The sequence below is a fragment of the Azoarcus sp. Soil_N_20 genome (assembly GCF_057656155.1).
Window position 1 is genome coordinate 253,811 of the sequence record NZ_JBDGKX010000005.1, and the last position, 21,804, is coordinate 275,614.

The following is a 21,804-nucleotide window of genomic DNA, read 5'->3' on the forward strand; positions in this document are numbered from 1 at the left end:
CGTCACCAACCCACCGGACCGTTTCCGACCCAGGACTCGCACCATGTCGAACACGCACTCGAGCGGCGCGCTCTACATCCGCATGCATGCCAGCGACAACGTCGCCATCGTCGCCAATGACGGGGGCCTGCCCGAGGGCACCGTCTTCCCGTGCGGACTGACCCTGCGCGAGCATGTGCCGCAGGGCCACAAGGTCGCACTGGTCGCGCTCGAGGCCGGTGCGCCGGTGCTGCGCTACAACGTGGTCATCGGCCACGCGGTGCAGGCGGTGCCTGCCGGCAGCTGGGTGCACGAACGGCTGCTGAAGATGCCTGCGGCGCGCGCGCTCGATCACCTGCCGATCGCCACGGTCAAGCCCGACCCCCTGCCGCCACTGGAGGCTTACACCTTCGAGGGCTACCGCAACCCCGATGGATCGGTGGGCACGCGCAACATCCTGGCAATCACCACCACGGTGCAGTGCGTGGCCGGCGTGGTGGATTTTGCCGTGCGCCGGATCAAGACCGAACTGCTGCCGCGCTATTCCAACGTCGACGATGTCGTCGGCCTCGAACACAGTTATGGCTGCGGCGTCGCCATCGACGCGCCGGACGCCGTGGTGCCGATCCGCACCCTGCGCAACATCAGCCTCAACCCAAATTTCGGCGGCGAGGTGATGGTGGTCAGCCTGGGCTGCGAAAAGCTGCAGCCCGAGCGTTTGCTGCCGCCGGGCACGATCCCCATCGTCGACGAGCGCAACGTGGCCGACGTCGGCACCAGTGCCGACGCCGCGCTCGACGTCGTCTGCCTGCAGGACGCGCACCACGTCGGCTTCATGAGCATGATCGACTCGATCATGACCACCGCCGAGGCGCACCTGGAGCGGCTCAATGCCCGCCGCCGCGAAACCTGCCCTGCGTCGGAACTGGTGGTGGGCGTGCAGTGCGGCGGCAGCGACGCGTTTTCCGGGGTCACCGCCAACCCGGCGGTCGGCCATGCCACCGATCTGCTGGTGCGGGCCGGCGCCAGCGTGATGTTCTCCGAGGTCACCGAAGTGCGTGACGGCATCGACCAGCTCACCGCGCGCGCGCTCAATGCCGACGTGGCCGCGGCGATGATCCGCGAGATGGCCTGGTACGACGCCTACCTCGCCCGCGGGCGCGTCGACCGTAGCGCCAACACCACCCCCGGCAACAAGCAGGGCGGGCTGTCGAACATCGTCGAAAAGGCCATGGGTTCGATCGTCAAGTCGGGCACCGCGCCCATCTCCGGCGTGCTCGCACCCGGCGAAAAGCTGCGCCAGAAGGGCCTGATCTACGCCGCCACGCCGGCCAGCGATTTCATCTGCGGCACGCTGCAACTGGCCGCCGGCATGAACTTGCACGTCTTCACCACCGGCCGCGGCACCCCCTACGGCCTGGCCGCCGTCCCGGTGATCAAGGTCGCCACCCGCAGCGATCTCGCCCGCCGCTGGCACGACCTGATGGATGTCGATGCCGGGCGCATCGCCACCGGCGCGGCCAGCATCGAGGAGGTCGGCCGCGAACTCTTCCAGCTGATGCTCGACGTCGCCAGCGGCCGCAAGCAGACCTGGGCCGAACACTGGAAGCTGCACAACGCACTGGTGCTGTTCAACCCGGCACCGGTGACCTGAGCGTTCCGGTCACGACGCAACGCAGAGCGAGGACTCCGGCGACATCGCATGGCGGGGGAACACGCAGGGCAGGGCGGCGCTTCGGCGGGATGCAGCGCCATGACGACGCAGGGAAACCGAACAACACCCTCGAGTCCGGAGAAATCGATACCGCCTGCCCCTGAGCCCGCCGCCCTGGCGCCGGTCCGCTATCGACCGGCAGCCCCGGCTTCACCCCGCAGGACCACAATAATCAAGGAGAAATGACATGCGAGACGACACCCCCCGGCTCCGCCGCCGAATCCTCAAGGCCGCGGCGGGCACCGGCCTGGCCATGCTCGGCGGCACCGCCCTGGCGCAGGTTTTCGATTTCCGGCCCAACCAGCGCTATCCGGACCCGGCAGTGCGGATTCTCGACCCGAGCTTCGCCAAGTACCGCATCTACAGCAGCACGCTCGAGCAGCTCGCTACCGGCATGCGCTGGGCCGAAGGGCCAGCCTGGTTTCCCGACGACGGCGGCTACGTCCTGGTCAGCGACATTCCCAACAACCGGATCATGAAGTACAGCGAGAAGGACGGCAGCTTCACCGTCTTTCGCAGTCCCTCGAACTGGTCCAACGGCAACACCCGCGACCGCCAGGGCCGCCTGATCACCTGCGAGCATTCCGACACCCGGCGCGTGGTGCGCACCGAACAGGACGGCAGGCGCACCGTGCTGGCCGACCGCTTCGAGGGCAACAAGCTCAACGCCCCCAACGATGTCGTGGTCAAGGCCGACGACAGCGTCTGGTTCACCGATCCGCTGTTCGGCATCAACGGTGAATGGGAAGGCTACAAGGCCAAGCCCGAGCAGGCGACCACCAACGTCTATCGCATCGGTAGCGACGGACGCCTCACCGCGGTCATCACCGACCTCGTCAACCCCAACGGCCTGGCCTTCTCACCCGACGAAAGAAAGCTCTACGTGGTCGAATGGAAGGGCACCCCCAACCGCAGCGTCTGGAGCTTCGACGTCAATGCCGACGGCACCGTATCGAACAAGACCAAGCTGATCGATGCGGCCGACTTCGGTGCACTCGACGGCTTCAAGGTCGACCGCGACGGCAACCTGTGGTGCGGCTGGGGCAGCAACGGTGCGCTGCAACCGGAGCCGACCGACAGGCGCGGGCTCAAGGTGTTCGAACTCAAGGGCCAGCCCGAGGACCTCGACGGTGTCATGGTGTTCAACCCGCAGGGCAAGGCGATCGCCCATATCAGGCTGCCCGAGCGCTGCGCCAACCTGTGCTTCGGCGGGCCCAAGAACAATCGCGTCTACATGGCCAGCTGCCATTCGCTGTATGCGCTGCATGTGGAGGCACACGGCGCGGTCTGAAACCGGCTGCGCACGCGGCTCGTGCACGACCCGCCGCAACAGGTCCCCGTACGAGCCGCGGCCGAAAGGAACGGCGCCCGGACAAAGCACGAAAAGCGTCGACACCCGCCGCGACCGGTCGCCGCCGTGCGCTCAAGCATGCCATCGATTCCGCAGGGCGGATGAATCCGGGCAAGGTCCTTGCCCCGGGGCGGGACCGAACCGCCCGCCGACCTTGAGCGTGGCGGCGATATTGCGGGCAGCCATCTCGACGTTGGCCGCCGCATCGCGCAAGGCCTCCTCGACTGTGCACGGCCGATACAGCACGCTGAACACCGCGTCGATGCCGTGCGCGTGCACCACCGTGGCGTCGGCGGCGAGGCAGCCGGCGATACCGATCACCGGCTTGCCATGGCGCCCGGCCAGGCGCGCCACCCCGATCGGGGTCTTGCCGTGGATGGTCTGGCTGTCGATGCGGCCTTCGCCGGTGATCACGAGGTCGGCATCGGCCACCTCGCGCTCGAGTCCGACCGCCTCCATCACGATGTCGATGCCGGGCCGCAGGCGCGCGCCGAGTACGGCCAGCATCGCCGCCCCCATGCCACCGGCCGCACCGCTACCGGGCACATCGGCCGCCGCGACCCCGGTAGCACGCTCCATCAGCACGGCAAAATGGGCGAGATTGGCGTCGAGTTCCCGCACCATGGCGGGCGTCGCACCCTTCTGCGGGCCGAACACCGCGGATGCCCCACGCGGGCCGACCAGCGGATTGTCGACATCGCAGGCCACTTCGAGCACGCACCGGGCGAGGCGTGGGTCGAGTCCGTCGAGGCCGATGCGGGCGAGTTCGGCCAATGCGCCCCCGCCCGCACCGAGCTCGTCACCCGAGGTATCGAACAGGCGCACCCCGAGGGCCTGCAGCATGCCCGCGCCGCCGTCGTTGGTGGCGCTCCCGCCGATGCCGAGGACGAAGCGACGGGCGCCGGCTTCGAGCGCTGCCAGGATCAGTTCGCCGGTACCGCGCGAAGTGGCCCGCAATGGGTTGCGCGCGGCGCTCGGGACCAGCGCCAGACCGCTGGCGGCGGCCATTTCGATCACCGCGGTCGTGCCGTCCCCGCTGAGTCCGTAGAACGCGGCCACCGGATCACCGAGCGGACCGGTCACGGTCGCCGCGATCCGGCGTCCACCGGTGGCCGCGACCAGCGCATCGACCGTCCCTTCGCCGCCGTCTGCGACCGGCACGCTGCAATACTCGGCATCCGGGAAAACGGCGCGGAAGCCGGTTTCGATCGCGGTCGCCACTTCCGCAGCCGACAGGCTTTCCTTGTAGGAATCAGGGGCAATCACGATTTTCATGCGGATATCCTCGTAACTGTTCAGACGAACACGGGGAGACACCACAGGCCGATTGCCGATCAGCGCGCGACACCGCTGCCCGCTCGGTCTCCCCCTTTCTCACGCCGGCAAGGCAGCGCGAGACCGCAGCATAGGGCGCCGGACAGGGATCAGTCTTCGTGCACCTGACCAAACATCCTCGAAAAATCTGTCGATTTACTGTGCAACTACAGATCGCCCGATGGATGGCGCAATTGCAGCGCGATATACAGCAACAGACGGTCGTCGAGGCGATCGAGGTCGAGACCGGTCGCTGCGGCGACACGGCCGAGCCGGTAATCGAGGGTATTGCGGTGCAGGTGCAGCGCCCGGGCGGTGGCCGTGCTCTTCATGTCATGCGCAAACCAGGTGACGAGAGTGTGGCGCAGCAGGCCGCCTCGATCGTGCCCGGCCAGGCGTTCGAGCGGACGCCGCAGCTCGTCGGCCTGCCACCCCTCGCCCAGTCCGGCAAGCAACACCGGCAAGGTGAGATCGGCGTAACAATGCACCGACGCCTCCGGCTGGTGCTCCCTGCCCACATCCAGCGTGGTACGCGCCGAGCGATACGATTGCACCATGCCCTGCGCCCCGGCGAAGTAAGCGCCGAGGGCGAGGCGAAGGCCGATCTCGCTGCCTGCGTGCAGACGCGCATGCAGGGCGTGGGCTTTCCTGCGCTGCACCTCGAGTGCGCACACGCCGTGCGAATCGGACGCGGGCATGAGCAGGACGAGTTCGCGGGGCGAGACGCTGGCCGCCAGATGGTCGCACTCGATCGCCGCAAGCAGGGTCTGCAGACGCTGCTGCTCGGCCAGCGCCGCGTCCACCTCGAGTGTGCCACCACCGATCTCGAGCACCACCGCCAGGCGCGGCAGGGCGAGATCCACCCCCAGTCGGCGTGCCCAACCGTCGGGCGCCGGCGTCGCCGCCGCGGCGCCGATCAGCTGCAACACCAGCTCCTCGCGCAAACGCACGTCGCGCGCCAGCAACTGCATCAGCCGCGCCTGTTCGAGCATGGTCTCGGCGGCCATGCGCAGCAGTTCGGCATACTGGCGGATGGCGTCCGGATCGCCGCTCAGTCCCACCACACCGACGATCCTGCCCTCGGCATACAGCGGCAGGTTGATGCCCGGCCGCGCATCACGGAGCCGGCTCGCCAGGCTGTCGTCGATCTCCACGGTCCGCCCCTGGGCGAGCACCAGCAGCGCGCCTTCGTGATGCGAGCCGATCCGCGCCGGGTCGCCGCTGGCGATGATGATTCCGCGGTGATCCATCACGTTTACGTTGCCGTGGATGATCGGCATCGCGCGATCGACAATGGACTGGGCAAGCGGCGAATCGAGCTGCAGCATCATGGTGATCTCGGGGCAGGCTTTGAGGGCTGGAACAGGCGGGCGCAGCGTCGCGGCTTCATGTCAGTCTGCCCATCCGTGAAATTCAACCCTACGCTACACTGGCGCGTTGATGGTATCCCGCACCCACCGTGGTGCACTTCGCCCAGGCCCCCATGATCGACTTCCTCACCGACCCGCAGCTGCTCGTCGCCTTCCTCACCCTCACCGTGCTCGAACTGGTGCTGGGGATCGACAACATCATCTTCATCTCCATCCTGGTGGACAAGCTGCCGCCGGAGAAGCGCGCCTTCGCGCGCCGCCTCGGCCTGTTCCTGGCGATGTTCATGCGCATCGGCCTGCTCGCCGTCCTCGCCTGGCTGGCCGGGCTCACCCGGCCGCTGTTCGAACTCTTCGGCCATGGCGTCTCCGGCCGCGACCTGATCCTGATCAGCGGCGGCCTGTTCCTGGTTTGGAAGAGTACCGGCGAGATCCACCAGTTGCTCGAAGGCGAGGAGGGCGAAGCCTCGAGCGCGGTCAAGGCCACGTTCACCGCGGTCATCCTGCAGATCATCGTCATCGACCTGGTGTTCTCGCTCGACTCCATCGTCACCGCGATCGGCATGGTGAACAACCTGCCGGTGATGGTCGCCGCGGTCGTGGCCTCGGTCGCGCTGATGATGGTGGCGTCGGCGCCGATCGGCGAATTCGTCTCCGCCCATCCCACGGTGAAGATGCTCGCGCTGTCCTTCCTGATGGTGGTCGGCGTGGTGCTGATCGCCGAAGGCTTCGGCCATCACGTGCCCAAGGGCTATATCTACTTCGCGATGGCCTTTTCGGTGCTGGTCGAAATGCTCAACATCCGCCTGCGCAAGGCTGCAGCGAAGCCGGTCAACCTGCACGAACCCTATGTCGTGGACAAGGACGCCGCGTCCGAAAGGGCCTGACGCGGGCGCTTCCGACGCCCCTGCCGGCACCTGCGGTCGCTGCCAGGGGCACGCCGGAGCCGGTAGGTGGGCCCGACGCTGCGCCTGAAACCGGCCGGCGCCGGCCTCAGTCGGCGAGCAGTTCGGGCAGGGTGACCAGTTGCCAGCCGGCGTCCTCGAGCGCGGTGCGCAGCTGGCGGGCGCTGGCCACCGCGCCCACGGTGTCGCCATGCACGCAGATGCTGTCCATCGCGGTCGGCAACACCTTGCCGCTCTGCGCCACCACGCCGCCGGCTTCGAGCATGCGCTGCACGTGGGCGACGAGCTGGTGGTGGTCGTGGATCACCGCTCCGGGCTGGCCACGCGGCACCAGCGTGCCGGCATCGGTGTAGGCGCGGTCGGCGAAGATCTCCGCCGCCACCCGCAGACCGGCGCGCTGGCCGGCCGAGTACAGTTCCGACAGCACCGGCGCGAGCAGGATCAGCTCGCGGTCGAACGCGCGCACCGCACGTGCAATCGCCCCGGCCAGCGCCCCGTCCTCGCAGGCCTGGTTGTTGAGCGCGCCGTGCGGCTTGACGTGGGTGACCCGCCCGCCTTCGGCCGCGGCGATGCCGGCGAGCGCGCCGACCTGATAGATCACCATCGCCTCCAGCTCGGCCGGCGCCATCTTCATCTGGCGGCGGCCGAAGCCCTGGAGGTCCGGGTAGGCCGGATGGGCGCCGAGGCTGACCCCGGCCGCGAGCGCGGTGCGCACGGTGTGGCGCATCACCAGCGGATCGCCGGCGTGGAAGCCGCAGGCGATATTGGCCGAGCGCACCACCTGCAGCAGCGCTTCGTCCTCGCCCATCGTCCACGCGCCGAAGGATTCGCCGAGGTCGGCATTCAGGTTGATCTGTTTCATGACGGGGTCTCCGATCGGTTCAGAGGGTTCAAAAATGCCGGGCCGTGGCGAGAGCGTGCCTGGCCGTTCCCGGCAAGGCGCGGGGCGCACGAAACCGGGGCGCGTAGCGGGCTACGAAACCCGATGTCGGGGGTCCCCGCAACGCCGCACGGGGCGGCCAGGCACGCTCGCAGCAGGTACGGGATTTTCACACCCTCTCAGTCATCCGCCCCGGTCAGCGGGCGATATTCGGGCGCCATGGCATGCACCACGCCGCCCACCAGGTTGGCCGAATAGAGCGCCGCCACGTCCACGCCTTCGCCCGCCAGCGGACAGATGGCCGCGAGCAGGGCGCGGGTCTCGACTTCCGCCACGCGCGCGATGCGCTCGCCGTCGGTGGCGCTGACCGCAGCGAAGCGCAGCATCTGCCCCGGCCGGCAGGCGGCCAGGCGCGCGAGGTCGGCACCGATCACGGTGGCGATCTTGGGATAGCCGCCAGCGGTCTGGGCATCGGCGAGCAGCACGATCGGCTGGCCGTTGCCAGGGACCTGGATCGAGCCCGGCACGGTGGCGTCGGACACGATCTCGGCCGCGCCGAGGTGCGCCAGCTGCGGGCCGTCGAGGCGTATGCCCATGCGGTCGGCCGCGGGCGTCACCCGGTATTCGCTGCCGAGCAAGGCTTCCATCGCGGCGGCCGGAAAATGGTCGGCCTGGGGACCGGGCACCACGCGGATCGGGCCCCCATCGGCCGCTGGCGGTCGTGCCAGCACGCGCTCGGGATCCGGACCGACGGGCGCGGCTGGCACGCGCATGGCGCTCGCCAGTGCGCACCCGTCGAGCCCGCCGAGCGCGGCGCGCGCATACGTCGACGCGCTGCCCATCACCGCCGGCAACACCAGTCCGGCGACCGCGACCATCGCGATGCGACCGCTGCCCAGCCGCCGGATGCGGAGGATCCCGCCCTCGGCCAGGGTCACCGAGCGCCACGCGGGCAAGGGTCGGTGCCCACCGTCGGTCTCGATCTCGATCACCGCGTCGCCCGCCACCGCCACCCGCACCGGGGCACCCCGTGCGGCGAGCTGCAGGCCGCCGTCGAAGCATTCGATCACCGCCACCCCCTCGGCATTGCCCACCAGGGCGTTGGCAATGCGCATCAGGCGCGCATCGAGCACGCCGGCCCAGGGCACGCCGATGCGCCGATAGCCGCGCCGCCCGCCGTCCTGCAGCGACGCATAGGCGCCGGGGGAGAGGATCTCGAGTTCGGCCGGGGTGCTCATCGGGTGCTCTCCGCACCCGCCGTGGCGGCATCGAGCCATTGCGTAGGGTCGAACTCGCCCGCGCGCAGCACACGCTCCAGACGCTGGAACTCGGCCATCGACACCGGCTCGAAACGCACCCGGTCGCCGGCCGCGAGCAAGGACGGCGAGGCCCGCGCGGAATCGAACAGCGGCACCGGGCAGCGCCCGAGCAGGTGCCAGCCGCCCGGGCTTTCCCACGGATAGATCGCGGTCAAGCCGGTGGCGATCGCCACGCTGCCGGCCGCCACCCGCACGCGCGGCTCGGCCCGGCGCGGCAGGCGCAGGGCTTGCGGCAGGTCGCCCATGAACGGAAAGCCGGGCAGGAAGCCGAGCATGTAGACGAGGTATTCGGTGCCGCTGTGGAGCGCGACCACCTCCGCCTCGTCGACCCCGATCGCGCGTGCGGTCGCGGCCAGATCGGGCGCAGCTTCGCCCTCGTAGCACACCGGCAGGCGCCAGTGCCGGCCATCCACGGCGGCGCCCTGCCCGACAGCCGCAAACAGCGGCTGCAGGGCGGTGAGCAGGGCCTCGCGTCCGGTCGCCAGCGGGTCGAAGAACACCGTCAACGAGCGGAAGGTGGGCATGGTCTCGAGCACGCCGGGGAGTCCGCCGGCGGCCTGCAGGCGGGCGATCGCGGCATCGAGCGCGTTCACCGCGGCCAGCAGCTGCGGGTCGATCACATTCCCGAATTCGATGGTGAACGCCGCGTCTCCCGCATCGAGTATGCGAATGCTCACTGGCTTGCTCCTTGCTGTATCAAAGCACGGACGTCGATGCAGCCCTTGCCGCCTGGTCGTAGCGCCCCGACAGGGTGCGCAGCAGGCGCGCCAGTTCGCCGATCTGTTCGTTGTCCTCGGCGCTGCCGGTAAAGCCCGGCATCAGGCAGGACTCACGCACGTCACGGTAGGCCAGGCAGACCTCGCGCCCGTGCTCGGTGACCGAAAAGAACGCCTCCTTGCCCTGCTTGCGGCTCTGCACCAGGCCCAGGCTCGCCAGCTTGCGCAAGGAATACGACACCACGTGGGTGTCCTCGACATTGAGCACGAAGCAGATGTCGGCGAGGCGCTTCTCGGTGTCTCGATGGGCGACGTGATGCAGCACCAGTGCATCGATCGAGGTCATGTCCTTGACCCCGACCGCGGTCATGCAGCGCATCATCCAGCGCGCAAACGCATGCCAGGCAATGATCATCCCGAACTCGAACTCCGACAGCTCGGGGGACTTCGGCGATACCAGATGTTCGGACGAAACGATGCGCCCGCTGTTCCGACCCGAGCCAGCTGTCGACCTTTTCATCATCTTTTCCTATAAAGTCATCTACGATTTGTTGACAATTTATAGATAAAATCTCAGTCTTTCAACAACGACGTTTCCTCACCAGCTGCCGTCGTTCGCTTGCGCCTCAGCACCCGATCGTTCCGCCCCCTCACCGGAGACCATCAAGATGACCGTGAAACACCGCATCCTGAACGCACTCGTCGGCCCCCTCGCCGTCCTTGCCATCGCCGGCGTCGCCCACGCCCAGACCACCTGGGACATGCCCACTCCCTACCCGATCAACAACTTCCACACCGAGAACGTCAACCAGTTCGCCACCGAGATCGCGCAGGCCAGCGGCGGCAAGCTCAAGATCACCGTGCATCCCAACGGTGCGCTGTTCAAGGCCAACGAGATCAAGCGCGCGGTGCAGGGCGGCCAGGCGCAGATCGGCGAGGTCCTGCTGTCCAGCCTGGCCAACGAGGACCCGCTGTACGCGCTCGACACCGTGCCCTTCCTCGCCACCAGCTACGCCGAGTCGCAGAAGTTGTGGCAGGCCTCGCGCACCGCGGTCGAGGCGCGGCTGGCGAAGAACGGCCTCAAGCTGCTGTATGCGGTGGCGTGGCCGCCGCAGGGCCTCTACTCGAAGACCGCGCTGACCTCGATGGCCGACCTCAAGGGCATCAAGATCCGCTCCTACAGCCCGACCGTGGCGCGCATGATCGAACTGATGGGCGCGCAACCGGTCACCGTGCAGGCCGCCGATCTGACCCAGGCGATCTCCACCGGCGTGGTCTCGGCCAACCTGACCTCGTCGGCCACCGGCTACGACTCCAAGAGCTGGGAACAGCTCGACTACTTCTTCGACGTCCAGGCCTGGCTGCCGAAGAACATCGTGTTCGTGGCGCAGAAGGCGTTCGACGCGCTCGACCCGGCCACCCGTCAGGCCGTGCTGAAGGCCGCCGCCACGGCCGAAACCCGGGGCTGGAAGATGTCCGAGGAAAAGACCGCGTGGTACGTCGACCAGCTCAAGACCAACGGCATGAAGGTGCTGCCGGCCTCGGACGCGCTGCGCGCGGATCTGCTCAAGGTCGGCGACAAGATGACCGCCGAATGGGCCGACAAGGCCGGTGCCGACGGCCGCAAGATTCTCGACACCTACCGCAACAGCAGATGATCCCGAACGGGCCCGCCATGCCGGGCCCTTTTTTTGTCCGGAGTCCGCCATGAGAGTCTTGCTCGATTCACTCTACCGCCTGGCCGGCGCCCTTGCCGCAGTCGGCATGGTGGCCACCCTGGTGATGGTGTCGGCCGGTATCGTCAGCCGCCCGCTCGGCATCTACCTGCGCGGCACCGACGACTACGCCGGCTACTCCATGGCCGCCTGCGGCTTCCTCGCCCTCGCCTACACCTTCAAGCACGGCGAGCACATTCGCGTGAGCCTGGTGCTCGAGCGCGTCGGCCCGCGTCTGCGCGCCGCACTCGAATGGTTCGCGCTCGCCGCCGGGACCACGGTTGCGGCGACCTTCGCCTGGTATGCGGTACGGCTGGCCTGGCAATCCCACGAATTCGACGAGATCTCGCAGGGCGTCGATGCCACGCCGCTGTGGATTCCCCAGCTGTCGATGGCGATCGGCGCCGTCGTGCTGCTGATCGCGCTGGTCGACGACCTCGTACTCACCACCCTCGTACTCACCACCCTCGGCCGCAGCCCCAGGCGGCTGGCCGGCGCCGGTGGCGAAGCCGCGCGCATGGAATGAAGGACAGATCATGGACCTGACCATTGCAGCACTCCTCATCGGGCTGATGCTCGTCCTGCTAGCCGGTGGGGTGTGGATCGGCCTCGCCCTGATGGCGATCGGCATCCTCGGCATGCTCGGCTTCACCACCCGCGCGCCCGGCGACGGCATGGCGGTGGCGATCTGGGGCATCGGCTCGAGCTGGACCCTGACCGCGCTGCCGCTGTTCCTGTGGATGGGCGAGATCCTGTTCCGCACCAAGCTGTCGGAAGACATGTTCAAGGGCCTCGCGCCGTGGCTCGAGCGCCTGCCGGGGCGCCTGCTCCACACCAACATCATCGGCTGCACGCTGTTCGCCGCGGTGTCGGGCTCGTCGGCGGCGACCTGCGCCACCATCGGCAAGATCGCGATGCCCGAGCTCAGCCGCCGCGGCTACCCCGAATCGATGGTGCTTGGCACCCTGGCCGGTGCCGGCACGCTCGGCTTGCTGATTCCGCCGTCGATCATCATGATCGTGTACGGGGTGGCGGCCGACGTGTCGATCTCCAAGCTCTTCATCGGGGGCGTGTTGCCGGGCATCCTGCTCGCGTCGCTGTTCATGGGCTGGGTGATCGGCTGGTCGCTGGTGCATCCCGACCGTATTCCGCCGGCCGACCTGAAAACCACCTTCATCGCCAAGATCCGCGCGTCACGCAACCTGATCCCGGTGATCGTGCTGATCGGCGGCGTGCTGGGCTCGATCTACAGCGGGGTCGCCACCGCCACCGAAGCGGCGGCGATCGGCGTGATCGGCAGCCTGATCATCGCCGCCAGCCAGAAATCGCTCACCCGCACGAGCTTCATCGCCGCGCTGATGGGTGCCACCCGGCTGTATTGCATGATCGCGTTGATTCTCGCCGGCTCGGCCTTCCTCACCCTGGCCATGGGCTATATCGGCCTGCCGCGCCACCTGGCCGAGTGGATCGGCTCGCTCGGCCTGAGCCCGGGCATGTTGCTGCTGGTGCTGGCCCTGTTCTACATCCTGCTCGGCTGCTTTCTCGACGGCATCTCGATCGTGGTGCTGACCATGGCGGTGCTGCTGCCGACCATCCACACGGCCGGCATCGATCCGCTGTGGTTCGGCGTGTTCGTCGTGGTCGTGGTCGAGATGGCCCAGGTCACGCCGCCGGTGGGCTTCAATCTGTTCGTGCTGCAGGGCCTGAGCGGACGCCAGATCACCACCATTGCCCGCTACGCGCTGCCCTACTTCCTGTTGATGGCGCTCGCCGTGGTGCTGCTCTACCTGTTCCCGGGCCTGGTCACCTGGCTTCCGGGGAAGATGATCGGCTGAAGCGTGCACCGGAAACGGGCCCACGCGGGCCCGTTTCCATTTGCAGCGGCGGACGAAGAATCAGCCTTCGAGCAGGCTGCGCAGCATCCACGCATTCTTCTCATGCACCTGCATGCGCTGGGTCAGCAGGTCCAGCGTCGGCTCGTCGCTGACCTTGTCGGCCAACGGGGCGACGCTGCGCGCCGTCCGCACCACCGCCTCCTGGCCCTGCACCAGCAGGCGGATCATCTCCTGCGCATTGGGCACGCCCTCCGGTTCGCTCATGCTGGTGAGCTTCTGGAACTCGCGGTAGGTGCCCGGCGCCGGGAAGCCCAGCGCGCGGATGCGCTCGGCGATCAGGTCGACGGCCAGCGCGAGTTCGTTGTACTGCCCCTCGAACATCAGGTGCAGGGTGTTGAACATCGGCCCGGTGACGTTCCAGTGGAAGTTGTGCGTGGTGAGATACAGGGTGTAGCTGTCTGCCAGCAGACGGGACAGACCGTCGGCAATCTGGGCGCGGTCAGTCTTGTTGATACCGATATCGATTTCCATGCTTGGCTCCTCGGAGTCTGGTTGTCGGGACGAATCGCGATGCGATCGCCATGGTCGAATCCTAAGCCCTTCGATTGCATTGATCCAATTGACTCGCCATATCCGCGGGATCAGCGGAGCCTATTCCGATCGTGGTAACGAACGCTCACGATGGCTCGAACGAGGGCAAGCGCCCGACCGGTCGCACACCCGGCAGCTGGCTCTCGAAGATCGCCGTGCGCAGGATGTCGATCGCGCCGCTGCGCGGATAGGTCACCCGCCACGCCAGCGCCACCCGCCGGGTCGGCTCGGGCTCGGTGAACGGGCGCACCGCGACCAGCGGGTTATGCACGCCCAGCTCGTCGGCGGCGGAGCTGGGCAATACGGTGACGCCGAGGCCGGTGGCGACCATGTGGCGGATGGTCTCGAGCGAACTGCCCTCGAGTGTGCGCTGCAGTCCACCGACGTTGCGGCAGTGCGGACACACCTCCAGCACCTGGTCACGGAAGCAGTTGCCGGCACCGAGCAGCAGCAACTGGTCGTCGGCGAGGTGCTCGGGATCGATGCTCGTTTCGGCCGTCCACGGGTGTGCGGCCGGCAGCAGCACCCGGAACGGCTCGTCGTACACCGGTTGGGTCACGACCCCGGCCTCTTCGAACGGCAGGCTGATGATGATCACGTCGAGCTCGCCGCGCTTGAGCGCCTCGGCCAACCGGGTGGTGTAGTTCTCCTGGATGATCAGGGGCATCCGCGGGGCCAGCTGATGGACACGCGGGATCAGGCGCGGCAGCAGATAGGGGCCGATCGTGTAGATCACGCCCACCCGCAGGGGTCCGGCCAGCGGGTCCTTGCCGGCCGAGGCGATCTCGTGGATCTGGGTCGCTTCGACCAGCACCTTCTCGGCCTGGGCGACGATGCGGCGGCCGGTCTCGGTAATCTTGACCTCGGATGCACTGCGCTCGAACAGCTGGATGCCAAGTTCCTCCTCGACCTTCTTGACCGCGACCGACAGCGTCGGCTGCGAGACGTGGCACTTCTCGGCCGCCCGGCCGAAATGGCGTTCGTGGGCAAGCGCGACGAGGTAGCGAAGGTCGGTCAGGGTCATGGCGATGGGTGAGCTTGGAAAGCGCGGTTCTGATCTCCGATCCATGCGGAAGGCGGGGGTCCGCGCTCAGCGATCCGGCATAGGAAATCGGCTAAAGGATATACTTCGGCGCAAAACGGAAAAACCCGAACAATATAAAGATGGCTGTCAGATTCTTCGTCTGCCGAGTTGCAGGATGCCTGCTCGCCGGCTTCGCTGCAACCGTCGCGGCGGCACCCGCCGCAGGCGAAACATCGTTTTTCGAGTCGCTTCCGGTCGTGCTCACCGTCTCGCGCCTGCCGCAGCCGCAGCAGGACACGCCGGCCGCGGTCAGCGTGATCGACGCCGATCTGATCGCTGCGACCGGATACCGCGATCTTGCGCGCGTGTTCCGCCTGGTGCCCGGCATGCAGGTTGCGCAGGAGCGGGGCAACGACCAGTGGGTGACCTATCACGGCCTCGGCGCCGATTTTCCGAACCAGATGCAGGTTCTGGTCGACGGCCGCTCGGTCTACACGCCGTATTTTTTTGGCGGTGCGGATTGGGGTGCGCTGGCGCTGAGCACCGAGGATATCGACCGGATCGAGATCGTGCGTGGATCGGATTCCGCTGCCTACGGCTCGAATGCCTTCCTCGGCGTGATCAACATCCTGACCCGCCACACGGCTGCGGAACCAGGCAGTTCGGCCACCGTCGACTTCGGCACCGATGGCATTGCCGATGCCACCGCCCGGCTGGTGACGACCGGGGGTCCCCTCGGTCTGCGCATCACCGCCCAACACCAGCAGGACGACGGCACCGAACGGCTCGACGACGGACGCCGGATCGACATCGTCAACCTCCGCGGCGACCTGCGGCTGAGCGACATCGACGAACTGGGTATCGTCGCCGGTCATAGCCAGGGTAGCCGGGAACAGGGCTTTCGCGGCGTGCTCTTCGACGCCAGTGCACCGCGCACCGCCACCCATGACAACAGTCATCTGCATCTGCGCTGGCGACGCGCCCCGAGCACGGACGAAGAGTGGTCGCTGTCGTGGTACCACAATCGCGAACATGCCCGGGATGCATGGCGGGTCGATTCCCGTGCCAACCTGCAGGGCTCGCTCGGCGGATATCCGGCACTGATCTCGACCCTGCTGACGGCACCGCGTCTGCTGGTCGATGTGAACAACAGTCGCGCCAGCCGGCGCAACAACGTCGAACTCCAGCACCGGCTGCGCCGGTCCGACACTCTGCAGCTGCTGTGGGGCAGCGAATGGCGACACGACTCGCTGGACTCCAGCGCCCTGTTCCATGACGGCAAACGGCGCAGTCAAAATGAATGGCGGGTGTTCGGCAATGCCGAGTGGAGAATGGCCCGCCACTGGCTATGGAATGCCGGCGCCATGGTCGAGCATATCGAAGACGACCGGGCGCGCATTGCCCCACGCCTGTTCCTCAACTGGCAGCCCGCCCCCTCCAGCACCTTCCGCGCGGGATATTCCGGCGGCTGGCGCCAGCCCTCTCTATTCGAGCGCAGCGCGGACGTCCGCATCGTGCATCCGGCCTACGGCGTGCTGCAGATCCGCCACCAGGGCAACGCCGCACTGAGGCCCCAACACATCGACGCCTTCGAACTCGGGTTTCTCGGCCTGCTGCCCGGCGGTCGCGGCAGTCTGGACGTTCGCCTGTTCGACGAACGGGTGCAGGATTACATCGTCCGCCGGGCCGCGCCCTTTGCGCCCGGCAACACGCTCCCGGGCATCGGCCTGCCGACCGACTTCTTTCAGCGCATCCTCACCGGTACGCGCTGGGAGAACGCCCATGGCACCGTCCGCCTGACCGGCCTCGAATACCAGTTGCGCGTCCACCCCTGGGCCGGCGGCCAGCTCCTGCTCAATCACACCATGATCCGCGCCCGGGCGGACGATCCTGCGGTCAATGGCAGCGTCGCCCCCTATGTGGCCAGCCTGACCTGGCTGCAGCGGCTGGGCCCGTGGCAGTCCACGCTGAGCGTCCTGCGCATGGGGCCGACCGACGCCGCGACCGGTTTTGCCGATGCTCAGCGGCTCACGGTGGAGGCCTACACCACGCTCGACTTGAGCGTCGCGCGCAGCATCCGCCTGGGCCCCCAGCCGCTCGAGCTGCGGCTGAGCGCGATCAATCTCCTCGGCAGGCATCAGGAGCTGATCCACCGCCCGGTCGAAATCCTGCCCGAATACCGTGGCGACAAGGCGGCGAACCCGCTGGAGCCACAGGTCCACCTCTCGGTCCGCGCGCCGTTCTGAATCCGGCTACCCTCACCCCGGGGCTTGACCCGGCGCCACTCCGCCCTCATGTTGAAAGCGTCGCGCCGGGAACGCGCCGCATGCACCGGCGTCAACGCTCCATCCAAGCTGACCACAAGACAGGAAAACCGATGCGAAACACCCTCGTTGCCAGCACCCTGATTGTCGCCCTCACCGCCTTCCTGCCCACAGGCAGCATCATCTCGTCGTCACATGCCAACCCGGCCGCCCCAGCGGCGTCGATGGTCACGCCCAACCGCTATGGCCTGCCCGATTTCGGCGACCTGGTCGAACAGGTCGGGCCGGCGGTGGTCAATATCAGCGTGGTCCAGGAACAGCAATTGAGCGGCGGCGCGGACAACCCGCTCGCCAATGACCCGTTCTACGACTTCCTGCGCCGATTCGGCGTGCCGATGCCGCCGGGCATGCCCGGACAGCCGGGCGGACCGCCGCGCATCAGCCGCGGGATCGGTTCCGGTTTCATCGTCAGTGCCGACGGCTATGTGCTGACCAATGCCCACGTGGTCGGTGAGGACGGTGCCGAGGTGACCGTGCGCCTGATCGACAAGCGTGAATTCAAGGCCAAGGTGGTCGGCACCGACAAGCGTACCGACATCGCCGTGCTCAAGATCGACGCCGGCAACCTGCCGACGGTGAAAATCGGCGATGCCGACCGTGCACGCGTCGGTGAATGGGTGGTGGCGGTGGGCTCGCCCTTCGGCTTCGACAACACTGTCACCGCCGGCATCATTTCGGCCAAGGCACGGCGCCTGCCGGACGAAAACTATGTGCCTTTCATCCAGACCGATGTGGCGATCAATCCAGGCAACTCGGGCGGTCCGCTGTTCAATCTCGGCGGTGAAGTGGTCGGCATCAACTCGCAGATCTACTCGCGTTCGGGCGGCTTCATGGGCATCTCGTTCGCGATTCCGATCGATGTCGCGATGAAGGTGAAGGACCAGCTCGTGACCCACGGCCGGGTTCAGCGTGGTCGTCTCGGGATCGCCATCCAGGGCGTGGACAAGGAACTCGCGCAGTCCTTCGGTCTGCCCGACGCCCGGGGCGCGCTGGTCGCCAGCGTGGAGCCCGGCAGCGCCGCCGACAAGGCCGGACTGAAACCCGGTGATGTGGTGCTGGGCGTGGATGGCAACCGGATCAGCGACTCGGCCGACCTGCCCCGCATCATCGGCGACAAGCGCCCGGGGGCCCGGGTCGGACTCGATGTGTGGCGCGACGGCAAGAGCAGGGAACTCACCGCCACCCTCGACGAGCTGAATCCGGAACCCGCCGCGGTGGCCCGGGGTGGTCGGGGTGAGAACACCGGTGGCAAGCTCGGCCTCGCCGCGCGCGCGCTGACCAGTCAGGAGGCGGCGCAGCTCGGAGTCGCCGGCGGTCTCGTGGTCGAGGGCAGCACCGGCCCTGCGGCGCGCGCCGGGGTGCAGCGCGGCGATGTGATCCTGGCCCTCAACAATCAACCGGTGAGTTCGGTCGAGCAGTTCCGCCAGCTTGTCGAGGCGGCAGGCAAGCGCTTCGCCCTGCTGATCCAGCGCGAGGATGCACGGATCTTCGTTCCGGTGCGCCTCGACTGAGCCCGGGCCGCGGTCGGGACAGCCTCCCGACCGGCCGCGGGCCCTTGCCAGACCGGCGCCGCGTGGCGGATATCCCCGCCTGCGGTGAGGGCCGGTCGTTGCCGTGGGCAGCGCCCGGCCTGCCAACCTGACCGTGACCGAAGCGGGGCTGAAGGCGCCCGCAGCCGGTCAGACCCGGAAGCGCGACACCGACTCCTGCAGACTCGATGCGAGTTGTTCCATCTCGCGGGCCGCTTCCACCGTACGCTCGATCGCGACGTTGTTCTCTCGCGCCATGCCGGCGATCGCATCGATGCTGGCAGTAACCGACTCGCTCGCCCGGCGCTGGTCTCCGGTCGCCGCCGCAATCAGGTCGAGCCCCTCGCCCACCTCGGTGACCGAGGCGTTGGCCGCCACCAGCACACCGGCGACGACCTCGGCCGCGTGACGGCTCGACTCGAGGTGATTCAGTCCGCGCCCGATGGAATCCTGGACCGAAGCCGACTGACGGCTGATCTCGCGGGTGATGTTGTCGATCTCGCCCGCCGACCGGGCCGACTTCTCGGCCAGCTTGCGCACCTCGTCGGCCACCACCGCAAAGCCGCGGCCCTGCTCGCCGGCACGCGCGGCTTCGATGGCTGCGTTGAGGGCGAGCAGGTTGGTCTGCTCGGCGATTTCCCGCACCTCCTGGGTCATGCTGGTGATCGCCCGCGTCGATTCCACGAACGCCCCGACCGATTGCGCCATGTTCTGGACCGCAGTCTCGACATGGGCGACCTCGCCGATCAGTTGCCCCAGGCTTTTCTGCCCTTCCTGCGACCGCGACAGGCTCTCGCGCGAACGCTCGCGCACGGCTTCGGTACTGTCGGCGATATGCGAGATCTTTGCGTTCAGCTCGTCCACGGACTCCGCCGCCTTCATCGAACTGTCGTTCTGACGATGCGAGCCCTCCGCCAGTTGCGACGCGCCGCGCACCAGATTGCGTGCCGACCCGGTCACCGCTTCGGCCGAACTGCCGACCTGGCGTACCAGGCCACCGATCGTCGCCAGCATGCGGTTGAAGGTGTCGGCGGTGCGGCCGATCTCGTCCTGCCCCGGCGCATCGAGCCGGCGGGTAAGGTCGCCGCCGCCCTGTGCAATCTCGGACAGGCTGTCGGTCAGATGGGACAACGGCCGGGTCACGAAGCGGCGGATGAACAGATACACGAAGCCGATCAGCGGCAGCGAGACCAGCAACGCGAACAGGATGCTCTTGTTGCGGAAATCGCTCACCGCGGCATTCACCTTGTCGAGCGAAATGCGCATGCTCACCGCGCCGAGCGGGGTGCCCTCCGGCACCTGATGGCACAGTGTGCAGTCCTTGCCGAGATAGTTCTTCGACGCCGGCGACGAAATCACCACCCGCAGATGGTCGCCGTAGCGCTCGTCGGTGGCCACCTGCAACACCGCCGCCCCCCCGGCCATGACCTGTTTCTCGACCTCGTCGAGCATCTGTTCGGAGGCGGTACCCGGACCATAGACCTTGCTCACCGCCTCGCCGCGGATCACCTTGAGGTCACGCACCGACGACAGTTCCTTGATCTGGTCGAGGAACACGTCGCGCTGTGCCACCGTACCGGTGATCATCATGCCGGTCAGTCCGGCCATGGTCATCTCGTTGACCGTGCTCGCAAAATCCTTCGCCTGAGCGATCGCGGTATCGCGGTTCACGCGGGTTTCCCACGCGATCATGCTGCCCCATGCCAGCACCAGCATCAGCCAGATCGCGCCGGTCAAGCGAACCCATATCGGCGTGTCGGACAAACGACGCATGATTTTCTTCTCCTTGTTTTGGTCCCGAACGCGGGCCATTCCGTTGTCCACAGGTACTACGGCCCGCCCCGCGCAAGCTTTAGTCCTTTTTCAACAGACAGTTACCGACGTCGATGCCGTCGGGTTGAAATACAAACCAATCGGAATATCATGCTTTGCCGATAAGCGCATGGAACCATTTGCGCACGGTGCCGGTCGGATCGCCGGTTTCCCCTTCAACAACAAACCCGGAAAGGTCAAACATGAAGAAATCCCTCGCCCGCGTCGCCCTCGGCATTGTCGCACTGTCCCTGGCTACGGTGGCTTCCGCCCAGTTCAAGCCCGAAGACCAGATCAAGTTCCGCAAGGCCGGCTACAGCTTCATGAGCTGGAACATGGGCAAGATCAAGAGCAACCTCGAAGGCAGCTACGATGCCGCCCAGGTAACCGCGGCCGCCAATGCCATCGCCGGCATTGCCAACTCCGGCATGGGTGCCTTGTTCGGTCCGGGTACCGACAAGGCGATCGGCGAGCACAAGACCCGGGTCAAGCCCGAGCTGTTCCAGAACATGCCGGAAGTGGGCAAGCTGGCCGGCGACTTCAACAAGGCCGCCAACAACCTCGCCAAGGTCGCCGCAAACGGCGACGCCGCCACGGTGAAGACCGCTTTCGGCGATCTGGGCAAGACCTGCAAGGCCTGTCACGACCAGTTCCGCGAAGACTGAGCACGATCGGCCAGCACACGAAAAAGCCGCACCCGAGGGTGCGGCTTTTTCGTGCGGATCGCCTACCAGGCTGGCGCAGCCTGGGTCGGTGGCGGCGGGGGCGTCAACAGTCCACCGCTCACCACCCAGACCGTTGCCGCGGCCACCGCCAGCGCGATGATGAAGGACACCAATCCGCCGCCCTGGGCCGGCTTCGCCGAAGGATCGCTCACCTCCTTGAGACCGGTGATCATCGGCTTCACCAGATTGTCCTTCTTCACCCGGGCGTAGTACATGATCGCCAGCAGATGCGCCGTCACCAGCGCACCGACGACCCAGGTGTTCTGTCGGTGCAGGCCACTGAGCCAGTCACTGGCATCCTTGCTCACCAGGACGCGAAGCGGTCCCTCGAAGGCGATGTCGTCGTTCGACACCAGCCCGCTGATCACCTGGAAAACCAGCACCGCCAGCAGGCCGAGCACCGACAGCGCGCCCAGCGGGTTGTGGCCCAGTCCACTCCACTGCCCGCGCACGTACGCGGCGATGCGCCCCGGACCGGGAACGAAATGGGTGAAGCGGGCATAGGTCGACCCAACCACGCCCCACACCAGCCGGAAAGCCAGCAAGCCGGTGATCGCGACCCCGAGCCGGCCATGCCAGACGATCAGGTTGCCGCCCACGAGGCCGGTCACGAAAACCCCGGTCGTCATGACGACCAGCAACCAGTGGAAGAGGCGGGTCGGCAAGTCCCAGACCCGGATGTGCTTCTTGTTCATGATGACCTT

19 protein-coding genes are annotated in these 21,804 nt (G+C 67.3%); 9 read left to right on the forward strand and 10 right to left on the reverse strand.

From position 1 onward, the window contains the following. Positions 1 to 43: 43 nt before the first annotated feature. Complete coding sequence (gene garD / locus AC3A35_RS12515) at positions 44 to 1,633, forward strand: galactarate dehydratase (protein WP_487436434.1); 1,590 nt, start codon at positions 44 to 46, stop codon at positions 1,631 to 1,633. A gap of 247 nt (positions 1,634 to 1,880) precedes the next feature. Beyond that, on the forward strand, positions 1,881 to 2,984 hold the full coding sequence (locus tag AC3A35_RS12520) for an SMP-30/gluconolactonase/LRE family protein (RefSeq protein ID WP_487436435.1): 1,104 nt from the start codon (positions 1,881 to 1,883) through the stop codon (positions 2,982 to 2,984). A 132-nt stretch (positions 2,985 to 3,116) separates the two neighbouring features. Here the strand turns inward: AC3A35_RS12520 and AC3A35_RS12525 are convergent, their stop codons facing one another. Together AC3A35_RS12525 and AC3A35_RS12530 are read right to left on the reverse strand one after the other, a co-directional pair. After that, complete coding sequence (locus tag AC3A35_RS12525) at positions 3,117 to 4,319, reverse strand: glycerate kinase (protein WP_487436436.1); 1,203 nt, start codon at positions 4,317 to 4,319, stop codon at positions 3,117 to 3,119. Between the two features lie 206 nt (positions 4,320 to 4,525). Then, positions 4,526 to 5,689 (reverse strand): sugar diacid recognition domain-containing protein, encoded by a 1,164-nt coding sequence (locus tag AC3A35_RS12530; protein ID WP_487436437.1) that lies wholly within the window; start codon positions 5,687 to 5,689, stop codon positions 4,526 to 4,528. Between the two features lie 152 nt (positions 5,690 to 5,841). On the opposite strand from AC3A35_RS12530, the gene AC3A35_RS12535 reads away from it, so the two are divergent. After that, complete coding sequence (locus AC3A35_RS12535; RefSeq protein WP_487436438.1) at positions 5,842 to 6,612, forward strand: TerC family protein; 771 nt, start codon at positions 5,842 to 5,844, stop codon at positions 6,610 to 6,612. Between the two features lie 106 nt (positions 6,613 to 6,718). Here AC3A35_RS12535 and AC3A35_RS12540 read toward each other — a convergent pair whose 3' ends face one another. The 4 genes from AC3A35_RS12540 to AC3A35_RS12555 all read right to left on the reverse strand — a co-directional run bounded on the left by AC3A35_RS12540 (position 6,719) and on the right by AC3A35_RS12555 (position 10,065). Then, on the reverse strand, positions 6,719 to 7,492 hold the full coding sequence (locus tag AC3A35_RS12540; protein ID WP_487436439.1) for a LamB/YcsF family protein: 774 nt from the start codon (positions 7,490 to 7,492) through the stop codon (positions 6,719 to 6,721). Between the two features lie 197 nt (positions 7,493 to 7,689). After that, positions 7,690 to 8,748 (reverse strand): 5-oxoprolinase subunit C family protein, encoded by a 1,059-nt coding sequence (locus tag AC3A35_RS12545; protein ID WP_487436440.1) that lies wholly within the window; start codon positions 8,746 to 8,748, stop codon positions 7,690 to 7,692. Continuing rightward, positions 8,745 to 9,506, reverse strand: coding sequence for a 5-oxoprolinase subunit PxpB (gene pxpB, locus AC3A35_RS12550; protein WP_487436441.1), 762 nt, complete (start codon positions 9,504 to 9,506; stop codon positions 8,745 to 8,747). Before pxpB ends, AC3A35_RS12545 begins: the two co-directional genes overlap by 4 nt. 19 nt (positions 9,507 to 9,525) lie before the next feature. Then, positions 9,526 to 10,065: a winged helix DNA-binding protein gene (locus tag AC3A35_RS12555; protein ID WP_487436442.1), complete on the reverse strand. Its 540-nt coding sequence runs from the start codon at positions 10,063 to 10,065 to the stop codon at positions 9,526 to 9,528. Between the two features lie 148 nt (positions 10,066 to 10,213). On the opposite strand from AC3A35_RS12555, the gene AC3A35_RS12560 reads away from it, so the two are divergent. The 3 genes from AC3A35_RS12560 to AC3A35_RS12570 are packed head-to-tail and all read left to right on the forward strand — an operon-like array spanning position 10,214 to position 13,095. Further along, positions 10,214 to 11,203: a TRAP transporter substrate-binding protein gene (locus tag AC3A35_RS12560; protein WP_487436443.1), complete on the forward strand. Its 990-nt coding sequence runs from the start codon at positions 10,214 to 10,216 to the stop codon at positions 11,201 to 11,203. Positions 11,204 to 11,252: 49 nt separating this feature from the next. Continuing rightward, complete coding sequence (locus AC3A35_RS12565) at positions 11,253 to 11,786, forward strand: TRAP transporter small permease (protein WP_487436444.1); 534 nt, start codon at positions 11,253 to 11,255, stop codon at positions 11,784 to 11,786. Positions 11,787 to 11,796: 10 nt separating this feature from the next. Beyond that, entirely contained in the window at positions 11,797 to 13,095 is a 1,299-nt protein-coding gene (locus AC3A35_RS12570) for a TRAP transporter large permease (protein WP_487436445.1), read from the forward strand. Between the two features lie 60 nt (positions 13,096 to 13,155). Here AC3A35_RS12570 and AC3A35_RS12575 read toward each other — a convergent pair whose 3' ends face one another. Beyond that, on the reverse strand, positions 13,156 to 13,626 hold the full coding sequence (locus tag AC3A35_RS12575; RefSeq protein ID WP_487436446.1) for a Dps family protein: 471 nt from the start codon (positions 13,624 to 13,626) through the stop codon (positions 13,156 to 13,158). Positions 13,627 to 13,771: 145 nt separating this feature from the next. Beyond that, positions 13,772 to 14,710, reverse strand: coding sequence for a hydrogen peroxide-inducible genes activator (locus AC3A35_RS12580; protein WP_487436447.1), 939 nt, complete (start codon positions 14,708 to 14,710; stop codon positions 13,772 to 13,774). Positions 14,711 to 14,850: 140 nt separating this feature from the next. Here AC3A35_RS12580 and AC3A35_RS12585 point away from each other — a divergent pair, with 140 nt between their 5' ends. Both AC3A35_RS12585 and AC3A35_RS12590 read left to right on the forward strand, forming a co-directional pair. Further along, positions 14,851 to 16,956, forward strand: coding sequence for a TonB-dependent receptor plug domain-containing protein (locus AC3A35_RS12585; RefSeq protein WP_487436448.1), 2,106 nt, complete (start codon positions 14,851 to 14,853; stop codon positions 16,954 to 16,956). A gap of 131 nt (positions 16,957 to 17,087) precedes the next feature. Beyond that, positions 17,088 to 18,545 (forward strand): DegQ family serine endoprotease, encoded by a 1,458-nt coding sequence (locus AC3A35_RS12590; RefSeq protein ID WP_487436449.1) that lies wholly within the window; start codon positions 17,088 to 17,090, stop codon positions 18,543 to 18,545. 168 nt (positions 18,546 to 18,713) lie between these two features. Here AC3A35_RS12590 and AC3A35_RS12595 read toward each other — a convergent pair whose 3' ends face one another. Beyond that, positions 18,714 to 20,336, reverse strand: coding sequence for a methyl-accepting chemotaxis protein (locus AC3A35_RS12595; protein WP_487436450.1), 1,623 nt, complete (start codon positions 20,334 to 20,336; stop codon positions 18,714 to 18,716). A gap of 242 nt (positions 20,337 to 20,578) precedes the next feature. Here AC3A35_RS12595 and AC3A35_RS12600 point away from each other — a divergent pair, with 242 nt between their 5' ends. Continuing rightward, positions 20,579 to 21,040, forward strand: a complete 462-nt coding sequence (locus tag AC3A35_RS12600) for a c-type cytochrome (protein WP_487436451.1) — start codon at positions 20,579 to 20,581, stop codon at positions 21,038 to 21,040. Between the two features lie 62 nt (positions 21,041 to 21,102). Here the strand turns inward: AC3A35_RS12600 and AC3A35_RS12605 are convergent, their stop codons facing one another. Continuing rightward, positions 21,103 to 21,795, reverse strand: a complete 693-nt coding sequence (locus AC3A35_RS12605; RefSeq protein WP_487436452.1) for a cytochrome b/b6 domain-containing protein — start codon at positions 21,793 to 21,795, stop codon at positions 21,103 to 21,105. Positions 21,796 to 21,804: the final 9 nt, after the last annotated feature.